The sequence below is a fragment of the Hassallia byssoidea VB512170 genome (assembly GCF_000817785.2).
Taxonomy (GTDB): Bacteria; Cyanobacteriota; Cyanobacteriia; order Cyanobacteriales; family Nostocaceae; genus Hassallia; species Hassallia carrinoi.
Map to the genome: position 1 here is coordinate 175,867 of NZ_JTCM02000003.1, position 13,236 is coordinate 189,102.

General features: G+C 41.5%; 16 protein-coding genes and 1 pseudogene. 5 read left to right on the forward strand and 12 right to left on the reverse strand.

Features of this window, described 5'->3' with window-relative positions; genetic code table 11:
• Positions 1–136 precede the first annotated feature (136 nt).
• From PI95_RS02890 to PI95_RS02915, 6 genes are all read right to left on the reverse strand, one after another.
• Positions 137–613, reverse strand: a complete 477-nt coding sequence (locus PI95_RS02890; RefSeq protein WP_039738951.1) for a hypothetical protein — start codon at positions 611–613, stop codon at positions 137–139.
• Between the two features lie 219 nt (positions 614–832).
• Positions 833–1,087, reverse strand: coding sequence for a hypothetical protein (locus PI95_RS02895; RefSeq protein ID WP_039738952.1), 255 nt, complete (start codon positions 1,085–1,087; stop codon positions 833–835).
• Between the two features lie 25 nt (positions 1,088–1,112).
• The gene (locus PI95_RS02900; RefSeq protein ID WP_163518554.1) at positions 1,113–1,319 is read right to left on the reverse strand and encodes a type II toxin-antitoxin system HicB family antitoxin; all 207 of its coding nucleotides are present in this window, start codon (positions 1,317–1,319) and stop codon (positions 1,113–1,115) included.
• A 255-nt stretch (positions 1,320–1,574) separates the two neighbouring features.
• Positions 1,575–1,811 carry a type II toxin-antitoxin system HicB family antitoxin gene (locus tag PI95_RS02905; RefSeq protein WP_039738954.1) on the reverse strand — a complete coding sequence of 79 codons (237 nt, stop codon included), beginning with the start codon at positions 1,809–1,811 and terminating at the stop codon, positions 1,575–1,577.
• The gene (locus tag PI95_RS02910) at positions 1,808–2,053 is read right to left on the reverse strand and encodes a type II toxin-antitoxin system HicA family toxin (RefSeq protein WP_039738956.1); all 246 of its coding nucleotides are present in this window, start codon (positions 2,051–2,053) and stop codon (positions 1,808–1,810) included. Before PI95_RS02910 ends, PI95_RS02905 begins: the two co-directional genes overlap by 4 nt.
• Positions 2,054–2,057: 4 nt before the next feature.
• Complete coding sequence (locus PI95_RS02915) at positions 2,058–4,922, reverse strand: HEAT repeat domain-containing protein (RefSeq protein ID WP_163518537.1); 2,865 nt, start codon at positions 4,920–4,922, stop codon at positions 2,058–2,060.
• Between the two features lie 235 nt (positions 4,923–5,157).
• On the opposite strand from PI95_RS02915, the gene PI95_RS02920 reads away from it, so the two are divergent.
• Both PI95_RS02920 and PI95_RS02925 read left to right on the forward strand, forming a co-directional pair.
• Positions 5,158–5,985, forward strand: coding sequence for an Rpn family recombination-promoting nuclease/putative transposase (locus PI95_RS02920; protein WP_039738960.1), 828 nt, complete (start codon positions 5,158–5,160; stop codon positions 5,983–5,985).
• Between the two features lie 4 nt (positions 5,986–5,989).
• Positions 5,990–6,247 (forward strand): annotated as a pseudogene (locus PI95_RS02925) (Rpn family recombination-promoting nuclease/putative transposase); the annotation flags it as partial.
• A gap of 24 nt (positions 6,248–6,271) precedes the next feature.
• Here the strand turns inward: PI95_RS02925 and PI95_RS02930 are convergent.
• Entirely contained in the window at positions 6,272–6,499 is a 228-nt protein-coding gene (locus PI95_RS02930; RefSeq protein ID WP_201280272.1) for a DUF6887 family protein, read from the reverse strand.
• Positions 6,489–6,704, reverse strand: coding sequence for a DUF6888 family protein (locus PI95_RS37400; protein ID WP_373695670.1), 216 nt, complete (start codon positions 6,702–6,704; stop codon positions 6,489–6,491). The genes PI95_RS02930 and PI95_RS37400 overlap by 11 nt, the downstream gene beginning before the upstream one ends.
• Positions 6,705–7,115: 411 nt before the next feature.
• On the opposite strand from PI95_RS37400, the gene serA reads away from it, so the two are divergent.
• Positions 7,116–8,696, forward strand: coding sequence for a phosphoglycerate dehydrogenase (gene serA, locus PI95_RS02935; protein WP_039738963.1), 1,581 nt, complete (start codon positions 7,116–7,118; stop codon positions 8,694–8,696).
• A 100-nt stretch (positions 8,697–8,796) separates the two neighbouring features.
• On the forward strand, positions 8,797–9,717 hold the full coding sequence (prmA, locus tag PI95_RS02940) for a 50S ribosomal protein L11 methyltransferase (RefSeq protein WP_039740404.1): 921 nt from the start codon (positions 8,797–8,799) through the stop codon (positions 9,715–9,717).
• Positions 9,718–9,826: 109 nt separating this feature from the next.
• On the opposite strand, the gene PI95_RS02945 is transcribed toward prmA, so the two are convergent.
• The 4 genes from PI95_RS02945 to PI95_RS02960 form a co-directional block, all read right to left on the reverse strand.
• Positions 9,827–10,657, reverse strand: a complete 831-nt coding sequence (locus PI95_RS02945; protein WP_039740405.1) for a class I SAM-dependent methyltransferase — start codon at positions 10,655–10,657, stop codon at positions 9,827–9,829.
• Between the two features lie 13 nt (positions 10,658–10,670).
• Positions 10,671–10,859, reverse strand: a complete 189-nt coding sequence (locus tag PI95_RS02950) for a hypothetical protein (RefSeq protein ID WP_163518539.1) — start codon at positions 10,857–10,859, stop codon at positions 10,671–10,673.
• Between the two features lie 29 nt (positions 10,860–10,888).
• Complete coding sequence (trxA, locus tag PI95_RS02955; protein ID WP_039738965.1) at positions 10,889–11,206, reverse strand: thioredoxin; 318 nt, start codon at positions 11,204–11,206, stop codon at positions 10,889–10,891.
• A gap of 201 nt (positions 11,207–11,407) precedes the next feature.
• Positions 11,408–12,112 carry a TIGR02117 family protein gene (locus tag PI95_RS02960; RefSeq protein WP_163518541.1) on the reverse strand — a complete coding sequence of 235 codons (705 nt, stop codon included), beginning with the start codon at positions 12,110–12,112 and terminating at the stop codon, positions 11,408–11,410.
• 90 nt (positions 12,113–12,202) lie between these two features.
• Between PI95_RS02960 and PI95_RS02965 the strand changes: the two genes are divergently transcribed.
• Positions 12,203–13,087: a lipid kinase gene (locus PI95_RS02965; protein ID WP_039740409.1), complete on the forward strand. Its 885-nt coding sequence runs from the start codon at positions 12,203–12,205 to the stop codon at positions 13,085–13,087.
• The last annotated feature ends 149 nt before the right edge of the window (positions 13,088–13,236 follow it).

Here is a 13,236-nt window from a genome sequence, read left to right on the forward strand (position 1 = left end):
TATCAAAGACTCTCTGACGAGTATCAAAGACTCTCTGACGAGTATCAAAGACTCTCTGACGAGTATCAAAGACTCTCTGACGAGTATCAAAGACTCTTTAATGAGGTTCAGATACTCGTTAACGAGTATTAATTCATCAAGAACCTGATGCAGCTTTGGTAGTTCTACTTCTGATAGCTTTGAAGCGTTCACCCAACTGTTCAGCAATAGTTTTTAAGCCTGGAGTCTTCTTTGCAGCAGTCTTTACATAGTCATAAACAGTCAAACTGCTGGTCATGGCATCACTACCGACTGCTAATAGGGTATCATCTACTTGTTCGGTGAGTTGCCGCATTGAGGTTAAAAGTTCGGTGAGTGTGCTGACTAATTGATAATCTCGCACCAATTCCTCAACGTCAAAACTTGCTGGGAGAATGTCGCGGTTAGACTGAGCAGCGGCAACGCTATTATTAACAAAAGCTAGGCTTTTATCACCCATTTTAAATAACTTGCGTCGTTCTTCGGTAGTTAGGGTAATCAAAAAGGGCAGCTTTTTTTGGACTGTCTGTAGTGCTGCTTTGATTTCTTGGATATCTTGTGCAGAAATGTTAGCGTTGACATTTTGATAAGCCATCGTATAATTACCTTTGTGAGAGTCTTGCTGTAGTAGCAATGTTTACTACGTTTATGATTCCCACAAAGTCATGCGATCGCACATTTTATTTAAAATTGCTCTTTGTTATCTCTTTTACTTCGTAGTGAGCGGTTCACCGCTCATAGGAAAGATTAACGGCTGAAGCCGTTACTACATTTAGGAACGCACATTTTATTTATATTTTTACACTTCTTATATTTACTCGGCTGTAATGTACTTATGAGCGCGTGCTTTTGCCAACCTCATTATATGCTCTAACGTGAGGAACCGATCTAACTCTTTTTTTTCTTCTGGTGTCAGTTCTCCGGTTTGGTGAGCGTAAACCAAATCTTCTAAACGCTCCTGGGCTGCATGTGATAGTTTAAAATCTATAACACTCTGGGGTGTAGTTCCGGCAGCAATAAAGTCAATAATTTCGTCGTAGACTTTGGTTGTATTTATAGATGTGGTCATAATCCCTCTTTAATCGAATCAATATTTATGCTACTTTAAATGTCTTTGCTAACGTTTGCGGTTCTGGTAGGAGTTCACCGTCTTCTAAAGATGACTCAATGAGCATTTCTAAAACTTCTTGAGCATTCTTAACAGCTTCTTCGTAAGTGTCTCCGTGGGTATGACAAAATTCTCCCCATTCAGGAAGGCTGACAACATAACAGTTATCTTCGTCAGACCATTGAATAATAATAGTCTAATGAGAATTCATTCTTCTTCCTCTTGAGCTTTTTTGATTTCTTCTAGCTTTTGAAGTGCATTATATCTGATACTTTTAGTTTGAACATTGTTGAACATCGCTCTTGCACTCATTCCCTAATACCCCACCCCCAACCCCTCCCCGCTTGCGGGGAGGGGAGTTAATAAATTCAAACGTAGGGTGTGTTGTCGCACAGCGCAACGCACCATCAAGAATTCAAGGTGCGATCTTCCTACGGCATAACACACCCTACCGACTATAACTATTCTCTTTAAATGTCTTTCCTAACGTTTCCGGTTCTGGTAGCGGTTCGCTGTCTGACAAAGCTGACGAAATCAACATTTCTAGAACTTCTTGAGCATTCTTAACTGCCTCTTCGTAAGTATCTCCGTGAGTGCAAGGCTGCATTACATTAGTAAACTCAGGCAGCAAAACTACATAACATTCGTCTGATTCTGACCATTTAATCACAATTGTATATTTCATTCTTCTGTTTCCTCTTCTTCCATTTTCTTTATTTCTTCAAGTGCTTCGTTGACTTGTTTTTCTAAATACAGTTTGGCATCACTACCATCTTTGCCAGCGATGATGATAGCTTTAGGCAATTGTAAATGTATCCATTTACTATGGCTTCCTTTTCCAGGTTTACAACTAAACCCAGCTTGCAGCAACAAGCTTTTAAGTTCTCTGATTTTCAAAGGGCATATAATCAGCTTACATTCTGACATCGGATTATTTTGCCCCTCCTAACTCCTTCAACTTTTTCTGTGCAAACTCCCGCACTTTCTCATCTGCGTCATTTGCTGCTTTGTCGCGCAATAGTGGTAAAGTCTGGGGATGCTGAGGATATTGCTCGATAATTATCTCAAGTGCAACTTGCCGAGGGTTGTCTTCATAGTCGTACTTACGCTTAAAGGGGTCATTGACAGCGCAATTGTAGAATACTTCAAACATCCCAGGCTCATCTTTAAAGTTGCTGGCTAAAGCTTGGACTGCTGCACGTCGCACATACGGATGATTATCAGCGATCGCGCGGTCTTTGAGCAATCGGAGGGTGTCGGGGTCATCTTTAAAGTTGCTGGCTAATGCTTCGACTGCTGCATATCGGACAGACATAGCATCATTATCAGCGATCGCGCTGTCTTTCAGCCAAGAGAGAGTGTCGGGGTCATCTTTGAAGTTACTGATTAATGCTTCGACTGCTGCACGTCGCACATACTCATCATTATCAGCGATCGCGCTGTCTTTGAGCAATCGGAGGGTGTCGGGGTCATCTTTGAAGTTGCTGGCTAATGCTTGGACTGCTGCACGTCGCACATCCCAATAATTATCAGCGATCGCGCGGTCTTTGAGCAATCGGAGGGTGTTGGGGTCATCTTTGAAGTTGCTGGCTAATGCTTGGACTGCTGCATATCGCACATCCTCATCATTATCAGCGATCGCCCGCTCTTTTAACAGCTTAACTAATTTATTAGCCGTTGCAGCAATTACCGAGCGATTCCTCACCTCTACAAGACACTTAGCCGCTAAAGACAAAATGCCAAACTCTCCTTCTTCACCGTCTAACTTTATTAAATACTCAATAATCTCACCTGCAAACTTCGGCTCAATCATTCCTACAATTAGCTGTAACACCTCATGCCAAGTTTCATCTTGCCAGTGTTTACCAAAAACTTCTGTCTTCAATTCCTCAATAGTCAGCGATCGCGTCTTTTCAAACTGCCAAACAAACTCCCAAGCACAGAAATATTCTAAAAATGTCCGATGCACAAAGGCATAATAATCTGCACCCAGGAAACATAACGTAAAGTTACGAGTCCGCAGTTGATTAATCATCACCCTCGCAACTTCTCTAGCTTGACTAACTTCTATATCTTTCAGATATTTCGTTAAAATCTTCTCTAAATCACCCGCACTAATCAAATTACCTGCCAAACCCTTCTCACTGGTTTGCATATAACAAGCAACCTGACGCAGCATCGCTTGCTTATCTTTATAATCAATCGTTTTTGGATCTAATCTTTTATCTTCTATTAAAGCGCGTTCCACATCCCATTGATGCAATAACACCCGCGATGCTTGATTATAAAGTTCCGCTCTATCTCGCGGCAATTCTTGATTCCGATTAAGTATTGCCATCATCGTCAGCAGCAGAGGATTACCCGCTAATTCAGCAATAGATTTTGAAGCTGCAATTCCTCTTTCCAATCGCTCACGTTTTCTCAGTTTATCCGCTTCATCGTTAAATGTTAACTCGTGCCAGCGGTAAATAAAATCTTGAATTTGTTCAGCTTCTAAATCTTGCAATATAAAGTGTCGAAACTCAGCATCTCGCAATCGTTGCGCTTTGTAGCCAATCACGCGAGAAGTTACAATCACCTGCACATTTGGATACTCGTTAGTGAAGCGATGAATATCGGTAATTACATCTTCTCGCTGACCCGGATCGAAGACTTCATCTAAACCATCAAACATCACCAAAGCCTTACCAGCTTGAAGCTGTTGGTGTAGTTGCTGTTGATTCAAATGAGAAATTGCCCCGCTACATTTATGGAAAAATTCCAGAAAGTTATCACACTCCTTATCCTCTCGTCGTCGCATATAAGTGCGTAACTCAATTAGCAAAGGTATCGGCTGTGTGATAACATTATCTAAAGGTGAATTTGCCCAATTTAAAGCGAGATATTGCAACAATGTAGACTTACCCGCACCCGGATCGCCTAAAATAACTATATATTTATAAGTTCGTTTGTCATTGACAATATCTAATACCGAACGTGTAGCTTGTTCAAAATAAACTTGTTTATAACGTTCTAATTCTTCCTCTTTAACTTCTGCCTCTAATTGGTTACTTTCTCGCAGTCGTCGCAGATGTTCTTTCGGCAGTTCGTGTACTTGTGGTAAAACTTGGTTAGCTTCTCTGACATTCTGGGCGATAAAGATGTTCCATAACTTAAGTTCGTTATAAGCGTAACCTGTAGTATCCAAATTATCTAACTTCAGATTACCATAGCGTTCGCGAATTGCTTCTTGATAACGTTGCAAATCAAATTGCGGAATAATCCCGGCTATCTCGGTTGTGTTTTCTCGGATTTTATCCAGATTGTATGAATCAAGAATCTCTCGCAGTTCATCAACTTCAAGAATTATCTCTTTAACTTTTTTTAGATACTTATTGCCTATTGGTTTCCAGTTAAAATCATCTGATGAATTAAATTGATACCAAATTTGTTGTAATTTCTTTGTGTCTATAGCTTGACAATCATGCTTAAAGGCACTTCCTAAGATTTGTTTGACTTCTGGATTCTTGAGAAAATGCTTTATCGGTTGCGTATACTTTTTGATGTCGTCTTGCGATCCACTATATTCTAAATCTTGCTGCATCAGTTGCACAAATTCTGTCAGTGCCATAACTTCAGCTTTCTGAAGCGGTTCTCGCTTAAAGGGTGCGGTTATGGCATTATTTAAGATATTCTTGAAAAAATCTTTAGCGTAGTCTTTGAGTAAGTCTTTGAGAAAGTCTTCGCTGATAATGGTTTTGACGAGAAATCCAAATGCTTTTGCAGCTATCCAGGTGGTGAACCATTCAACTATCATGCTGGTGTGTGTTTAGATTTTATTACGAGTATATACAGGAAGATGAGGGAATGTTTCGGAATGTCTCACGCAAAGGCGCAAAGGCGCAAAGGAAGAGGGTATTATAGGTCTTGCTGGATGCGTTAGGCGTAGACATCGCTTCTTCTATTATCAGTTTATTTTCTTATATGGGTGTACCGTCTTCAGTAAACATCGACGGATATATAATTGCTACTGTGCTACAACAACATCCAATGTGAAAACCGACAGTATATTTTATCGTCTATTTCAAGAATTTCCCAGCATCTTCTTTGAACTGATTGGCAACCCTCCCGAAACTGCCAACATCTATCAATTTGCTTCAGTTGAAATTAAGCAAACAGCCTTTAGAATTGATGGTGTATTTCTTCCCACCCAAGATGAAGAAAGCCCGATTTATTTTGTTGAAGTCCAATTTCAACCAGACTCAGACATTTACTTGCGCGTTGTATCAGAAATTTCTTTATACTTACGCCAAAATAAACGCAAAAATCCTTGGCGAGGAGTGGTGATTTATCCTGCTAGGAATATTGATACAGGTGAGAAAAAAGATTTCTTAGAATTATTCGATAGCCAGCGTATCAGTATAATTTACTTAGATGAATTAGGTGAACCTGCATCACTGCCGCTAGGCATTGCTACGATAAAATTAGTAATTGAAGAGGAAGATACAGCCATTAGCACCGCCAGGGAATTAATCAACCGTACCCAGCAAGCGGTAAATTTGCAACTGCCACAAAAACAATTACTAGAATTGATTGAGACAATCTTGGTTTATAAATTGCCTAACTTAAGTCGAGAGGAGATAGAAGCAATGTTTGGATTAAGTGAATTGAAGCAAACACGAGTTTATCAAGAAGCTAAACAAGAAGGGAAACAAGAAGGGAAACTAGAAGGGAAACTAGAAGGTCGCTTTGAGGCAAAATTAGAAGCTGTACCGAAGCTTTTAGCAGTGGGTTTAACTCCAGAACAAATAGCACAGGCTTTAGACTTAGATGTTGCACAAGTTCTTCTTGCAGCACAGCAAAAGCGATCGCAGCAATAAAGTCCAGGAAATAGAAGCAATGTTTGGATTAAGTGAATTGAAGCAAACGCGAGTTTATCAAGAAGCTAAACAAGAAGGGAAACTAGAAGGTAAACTAGAAGGGAAACTAGAAGGTAAACAAGAAGGTCGCTTTGAGGCAAAATTAGAAGCTGTACCGAAGCTTTTAGCAGTGGGTTTAACTCCAGAACAAATAGCACAGGCTTTAGATTTAGATGTTGCACAAGTTCTTCTTGCAGCACAGCAAAAGCGATCGCAGCAATAAAATGCAAAAATCGCACTCTCAATTCTAATTATTCTTTTGTTGCTGGATTCTTTGGGCGATCGCTTCTTCAATTATCCGCTTATTTTCTTCTATCGGTGTACCATCTTCAGTAAACATCGACGGATATATAATTGCTTCAGAGTCAGGAGTACGACGACTAAACAGAATTTCTAGCGCTTCTACATCATCCCGATTAGCAAGCACATACGCTCTCAATTCTTTTGTGGACATTTCTGCAAAATTAGGTTTCATTTACAAATCTCCAAGTTCCATCCCGAAATACAAGAATTTGCAACTCATCACCTGCTAATATAAACACATTCCCAGTAATGTCACTAAAACGGAATAACTCGATTGGACGGTAGAAGTTGGACAAGTACTGGCAAATGACCAGACACATAAGTGCTTGTCGAGCTGTAGGGTAAATATTCTTTTCCTCAATTCTGACATAGATAATATAAGACTATCGATATTTGGGCGATCGCACTCTCAATTCTAATTATTCTTTTCTTGCTGAATTGATATGCGATCGCTTGACTCTGCTACGAGTGCGGTTCGCTAATATACCCCTGACAACCCAAGTGCGATTGAAGCGATCGCATAAAACTAAGAAATGTTTATAAATATATAGATATTAGATATATGATTTGGCACTACTGATGGTTTATACTCACCCACAGGGTTGCAAATCGCCAATCATCAGATATAGGAGGCAGCGCCACACGAACCTTCACCCAATATCCCATCATCATAACTAGGTGAGGACTTGCTTGATGTGAAACGAATAATTTTTGCTTCAATGGCGACACATAAATATTAAACTTAAAAGTCTTGTGCAGCGATATCTCTAGCTATAAAATCAGCAATCATGTCTAAGGTTCTAGTCTCCGATCCAATTGACCAAGCTGGGATTGACATTCTCTCCCAAGTTGCCACTGTCGATGTTAAAACAAATCTCAAACCCGCAGAACTAATAGAAATCATTGGTGAATATGACGCGCTGATGATTCGTTCTGGCACTCAAGTTACCAAAGAAATCATTGAAGCCGGCACGCAATTAAAAATTATCGGTCGTGCTGGTGTCGGTGTCGATAATGTCGATGTTCCCGCAGCTACCCGTCAAGGTATAGTCGTTGTTAACTCTCCTGAAGGTAACACGATCGCCGCCGCCGAACACGCCCTAGCAATGATGTTATCTTTATCTCGCTACATCCCCGATGCCAATGCTTCTGTAAAACGCAATGAGTGGGATCGCAAAACTTTTGTCGGCGCAGAAGTCTACAAAAAGACTCTCGGTATTGTCGGTTTAGGCAAAATCGGTTCTCATGTAGCCGCTGTAGCCAGAGCAATGGGAATGAGATTGTTAGCTTTTGACCCTTTCATTTCCACAGAACGAGCGGAGCAAATAGGCTGTCAATTAGTAGATTTGGATCTTCTATTGCAGCAAGCAGATTATATCACGTTACACATCCCGAAAACTCCGGAAACGACACATTTAATCAACGCCGAGAGATTGGCGAAGATGAAACCCAACGCCAGGATAATTAACTGCGCTCGTGGTGGGATAATTGATGAAGACGCTTTAGCCGCCGCCCTGAAAGAAGGTAAAATAGCAGGGGCAGCTTTGGATGTTTACGAGTCTGAACCGTTGGGAGAATCTCAACTGCGAGCGATCGGTAAAGAAGTTATCCTCACTCCTCATTTAGGCGCATCCACTACAGAAGCACAAGTAAATGTAGCGATCGATGTTGCCGAACAAATCCGCGATGTGCTTTTAGGACTACCCGCACGTTCAGCCGTAAATATTCCCGGACTTAATCCCGATGTCTTGGAAGAACTTAAACCCTACATGCAGCTAGCAGAAACCTTAGGTAGACTAGTCGGACAACTCGCCGGCGGACGAGTAGAATTACTGAACGTGCGGTTACAAGGCGAACTCGCAACCAACAAAAGTCAGCCTTTAGTTGTCGCTGCCCTTAAAGGACTACTTTACCAAGCTCTGCGCGAACGTGTAAACTACGTTAATGCCAGCATCGAAGCAAAAGAACGCGGAATTCGCGTTATTGAAACGCGGGATGCTTCAGTTAAAGACTATGCCGGTTCGCTGCATCTCGAAGCCACAGGTACTTTGGGTACTCATTCTGTAACCGGCGCTTTGTTAGGTGACGGAGAAATCTACCTTACCAACATTGACGGCTTTCCGATTAGCGTACCTCCCAGCCAATACATGGTATTCACTCTACACCGCGACATGCCAGGAATTATCGGCAAACTCGGTTCCCTACTCGGCAGTTTTAATGTCAATATTGCCAGTATGCAAGTAGGCAGAAAAATCGTTCGTGGTGATGCTGTGATGACGCTCAGTATCGACGATCCCTTACCCGATGGCATTTTGACGGAAATCATCAAAGTCCCGGGAATTAGGGATGCATACACGGTAACACTTTAAAAAGCATGAAGGATGAAGGATGAAGGGTAAATTGGGAATTATTTCATCCTTCTCCAAAGGAGACGCTGCGCGAACATCCTTTACACTTCATACTTTAGATATGGCAAATACCTGGTGGGAATTACAAATTCTGTGTGAACCAGACCTAGAAGAATCTATCTTTTGGCGTTTGGAAAGTTTCGGTTGTCGTGGTACAGCGAGTGAAACAAAAGCAAATTCTTGTTTAGTGCGGGGTTATTTGCCGCAATTTCAAGCACAGTTACTCGATTTGGCAGCGCTTTCATTATGGCTGCGTCAAGATGCTTTGTGTGTGGGATTGTCTGCACCGACTTTGCATTGGCAGATAATTGATGAGGAAGATTGGTCAAGTAGCTGGAAACAACATTGGCAACCTCAAGAAATAGGCGATCGCTTTCTCATTAATCCCGCTTGGCTACCTCTACCACAAACATCAGAACGACTGGTAATTAAATTAGACCCTGGTGTTGCTTTTGGCACAGGTGCCCATGCCACAACTCAGTTGTGTTTAGAATCATTAGAAATGCGTTTTGCTGAAGTACCACCATCTTTTGCAGATACAAACACGCAACCAAATGATGTGGTAATTGCAGATATCGGCTGCGGTTCTGGTATCCTTTCGATAGGCGCATTGCTTCTAGGAGCAAAAAAAGCTTATGCGGTAGATACCGACCCTTTAGCAGTACAATCAACTAACAGCAATCGAATACTCAACGATATTAATGCAGAAAAGATCGTAACAGCACAGGGAAGCGTAGACGTTTTAGCGAAACTGCTCGAAAAGCCTGTTGATGGAATCGTCTGCAATATTTTGGCTGATGTGATTATCGAATTAGTACCGCAAATGAGTGCGATCGCTAAATCTACCACTTGGGGCATCTTCAGTGGTATTCTATTAGAACAATCGAAAGCTGTTGCTGACGCTTTAGAAAAAAACGGTTGGGTAGTTGCGACCTTGTGGCGCCGAAAAGAATGGTGTTGTTTGAATGTACGGCGATCGTAAGTTAGGAGTTAGGAGGCAGGAGTCAGAATTAGCCCACGTAGGTAAGCTCTGTTTGTATAGTCCCAGGCTTCCAGAGGAAGGGCAAATAAACCGCATCGTTCTTGATAAACTATATTTTTCGCGCAATATGAAAACCTGAGAGAAATGAAACCTCGACACTCCCACCACATTTTTTCTCTAGCGCTTCTCTTAAACCCGCAAACAAAGAATCCCGCTTCTGTGGTTCTAGCGCTATATACGGTGAGTAAGTACTTAACAGCGTCAAATAATCATCAACGCTATAGCTGACTTCACACAGCAACTCTTGAGAGACTAAATTCTGGAAGCGACCTGAATCAATAGCAAACTTTCCAAAGCTTCTAAAATTCTTTTCCTGAATTTCTCTCGTTTCATATTGCCCCAGAGACGGAGCATGTATCTGATAAACCTGATGCAAAACCTGGTAAACTTCGTAATCAGGTTGAACTTGCATATTCAACATCAAAATCAGAGAACCGTTGTCTTGCAGCGCATCAGCAGCTTTTGGATAGCCAATTTCTGCGGGAATCCAATGAAAAGCAGTTGCTGAAAGCACCGCATTAAATTTCGCCGGCTCTAGCTCCCACTCTTCAAATGTGGTATTCTTAACTTCTACCTTTGGATATTGAGCGCAGTTTTGTCGTGCTAACTCGCAAGCTTCTAAACTTGGCTCAACACAAATCATTGAAAAACCCAATTGAGCAAACGATGTAGTTGCAGTTCCCGGACCGCATCCCACCTCAAGAATAATTGCCTCTTTATCAAGTTCAGCTAACTCTACAACACGAGAAACAAGCTGCATCGGATAGCGTGGTCTAGCGCGGTTGTAAGCATCTGCTACCTTACTGTACCAACTTCTTCTTTGTTCGACAGTGTAAGCATCTCCGTTATTAAACCAAGTTATTTTTTCAGAGGATTTCATAGTAGTGAGCGCTTCAGCGCTCAATTGACCACGCTTCGTATTTACCACAGCCTAATGCGAAAATTGCATTCTCACCAACACAATTGTATCGGTAATTGGTAATCGCAATATTACCCTTCGGGTTCGCCAGGTGCTTCAAGTCGGCAGAGCCGACGGCACTACCTTCAAGTCGGCAGAGCCGCCCAACGGTGTGCCTCCCCAACGCACTGGCTCACCAATTACCCATAATTATTAAAGCATAGTTTGCAGATGCTGAACTAATTGCGGTGCGCCCATAGCACCCTCAATGCGATCGACAGGCTTACCCTGTTTAAATAGTACTAACGTCGGTAGAGCCGAAATTTCATACGCACTCGCTAACTGCGGGTATTTTTCCGTATCAATTTTGACGATTTTCATCTTTCCGCTGAGTTGAGCATTGACTTGCTCTAAAATCGGCACCATCATTTGACATGGACCGCACCAGTCAGCATAAAAATCTACCAACACAGGTAAATCAGAACCTGACAGCATCTCTTCAAAGCTATTGAATTCCTTTTTCGTTGCCATATAACACACCAGTTTTTACTGTTTGATTTTAATGGTAATTCTTGCCCATTGAAATCGGTGTAACATCTTTTTGCTTTTATTGCTGCTTTTTGGAGTGCATTAGACTTCTTGCACTTATTGGCTTGTTTCCAGCCATTCGCCTTGTAACCACAGCTAAGGAAATATCAGACTTTTCTGTGCATTAGCCCAAAAAATACATAATTATTTACAGTTGCTTTGGAAATGTAACATAATTGCCGATGAAAGTCCAGTCCAAAGAGGAGTATTTACATCAGCTTTTTTTAAACCTTCGGCTGTCCAAGAATTACAATTTCTCAATATCGAGTAACTGCCTTTTGCCGCATAAAATCCAGCATTATCAGTGTGACCATTACCTAAACGAATTGAAGTGCCATTAACATCAAGTTGAAAACTAGATTCAATAAAATTTATTAACGGCAAATAATCATTTTGATTAATTTTAATACATTTAACCTCTAAATAATTGGGTATTATTTGGTAGCCTTTAACGTACATCACAGAAGGAGTGGGAAGAAATAGCGCTTTGAAGGTAGTAGAAAGTTTGAGATTTTTTAAAGAAGGAGTTGACATATAAAAATCGCGATCGCCCCAACCGAAACTCAAATAATTATAATTTTTAGCATTATCTATACCAATTTCATCTATAGATAAATATTTATGCCAATCAAAAACACGATTTTTAGTTGGGACTATAATATTAGAGTGAATACCAGTATTAGAAAGACAAATTTTGATTTCGCAATCATGTTTTGAGTGATTACCCCATTTAGCAGGTATCAAAACACCGCAACATAATAAAGCTAAACTAAAAAAGATAGCAGCGAAACAACGAGGAAAATAACGGTATAATAACCGTGGTAAACTTAGAATTTGAATATATTTCATAACAGCCCCAGCACGGTTTGGTAGAAAATTTCAACCAAGTGAATGGGAAAAGTGGATAATTCTAGATATAAACTACAAACAATTAGACAGATGAGTCCCCGCGCACTGTTGTTAGTAAATCCTCATGCCCGCCAAGGACAAAATAATCTGTCCGAAGCAATCGATTATCTGAAAAAACTCGGTTTTGATTTGCTGGAGGAGTCTACAGAAAATGCCGAGCAAATACCAGAAGTTATCCAGCGCCATCAACATGAAGTTGACTTGGCGATCGTAGGTGGTGGCGATGGCACTTTAAACGCCGCAGTAGATGCTTTAGTAACTAGCCAGTTGCCTTTGGGAATCTTGCCTTTGGGAACAGCCAACGACTTAGCAAGAACTTTAGGAATTCCCAACTCTCTAACCGAAGCTTGTGACATTATCGCTCATGGTGAAGTGCGACGCATCGACCTGGGGTGTGTAAACGGCAAGCACTTTTTCAACGTTGCGAGTCTGGGGCTGAGTGTAAAAATTACTCAGCGACTTACCAAAGAAGTCAAGCGTCGATGGGGAGTGTTCGCTTACGCTGCTACCGCATTGCGAGTAATTTGGGAATCTCGACCTTTTAGTGCAGAAATTCGTCTCAACGGCGAATCGATAAAGGTGAAAACAGTCCAAATTGCCGTGGGTAACGGTCGTTATTACGGCGGTGGGATGACGGTGGCTGAAGATGCCTCAATCGAAGATCAAAGGCTAGACCTCTACAGTTTGGAGATTCGGCACTGGTGGCAAATTATTCTCTTATTGCCCGCTATGCGACAAGGACGACACACTAATTCGCAGAATGTCCGCGCCCTCAATGGTCAAGAAATTGAAGTGTATACCCGTAAACCGCGCCCCATCAATACCGATGGTGAAATCACAACTTACACCCCTGCCCACTTCCGCGTTATCCCTCAGGCATTATCTGTTTTAATGCCGCCAAGCAAAAAGTTATGAGGATTGGGAATGGGGAATGGGGAGACAAGGAGACAAGGAGACAAGGGGACAAGGGGTTTCACAAACAATAGACAAAAATGGACAGCCTTCATCCGAAAATGTCGTGGGGTGTTGAGGATCTAGTAAACAAGGCTGTCCATTTTTGTCCA

Bases quoted from the DNA above. Each gene is read 5' to 3' on its own strand.
- PI95_RS02890 (WP_039738951.1), bottom strand. From the start codon at position 613: ATGGCTTATCAAAATGTCAACGCTAACATTTCTGCACAAGATATCCAA.
- PI95_RS02895 (WP_039738952.1), bottom strand. From the start codon at position 1,087: ATGACCACATCTATAAATACAACCAAAGTCTACGACGAAATTATTGAC.
- PI95_RS02905 (WP_039738954.1), bottom strand. From the start codon at position 1,811: ATGAAATATACAATTGTGATTAAATGGTCAGAATCAGACGAATGTTAT.
- PI95_RS02910 (WP_039738956.1), bottom strand. From the start codon at position 2,053: ATGTCAGAATGTAAGCTGATTATATGCCCTTTGAAAATCAGAGAACTT.
- PI95_RS02915 (WP_163518537.1), bottom strand. From the start codon at position 4,922: ATGATAGTTGAATGGTTCACCACCTGGATAGCTGCAAAAGCATTTGGA.
- PI95_RS02930 (WP_201280272.1), bottom strand. From the start codon at position 6,499: ATGAAACCTAATTTTGCAGAAATGTCCACAAAAGAATTGAGAGCGTAT.
- serA (WP_039738963.1), top strand. From the start codon at position 7,116: ATGTCTAAGGTTCTAGTCTCCGATCCAATTGACCAAGCTGGGATTGAC.
- prmA (WP_039740404.1), top strand. From the start codon at position 8,797: ATGGCAAATACCTGGTGGGAATTACAAATTCTGTGTGAACCAGACCTA.
- PI95_RS02945 (WP_039740405.1), bottom strand. From the start codon at position 10,657: ATGAAATCCTCTGAAAAAATAACTTGGTTTAATAACGGAGATGCTTAC.
- trxA (WP_039738965.1), bottom strand. From the start codon at position 11,206: ATGGCAACGAAAAAGGAATTCAATAGCTTTGAAGAGATGCTGTCAGGT.
- PI95_RS02960 (WP_163518541.1), bottom strand. From the start codon at position 12,112: ATGAAATATATTCAAATTCTAAGTTTACCACGGTTATTATACCGTTAT.
- PI95_RS02965 (WP_039740409.1), top strand. From the start codon at position 12,203: ATGAGTCCCCGCGCACTGTTGTTAGTAAATCCTCATGCCCGCCAAGGA.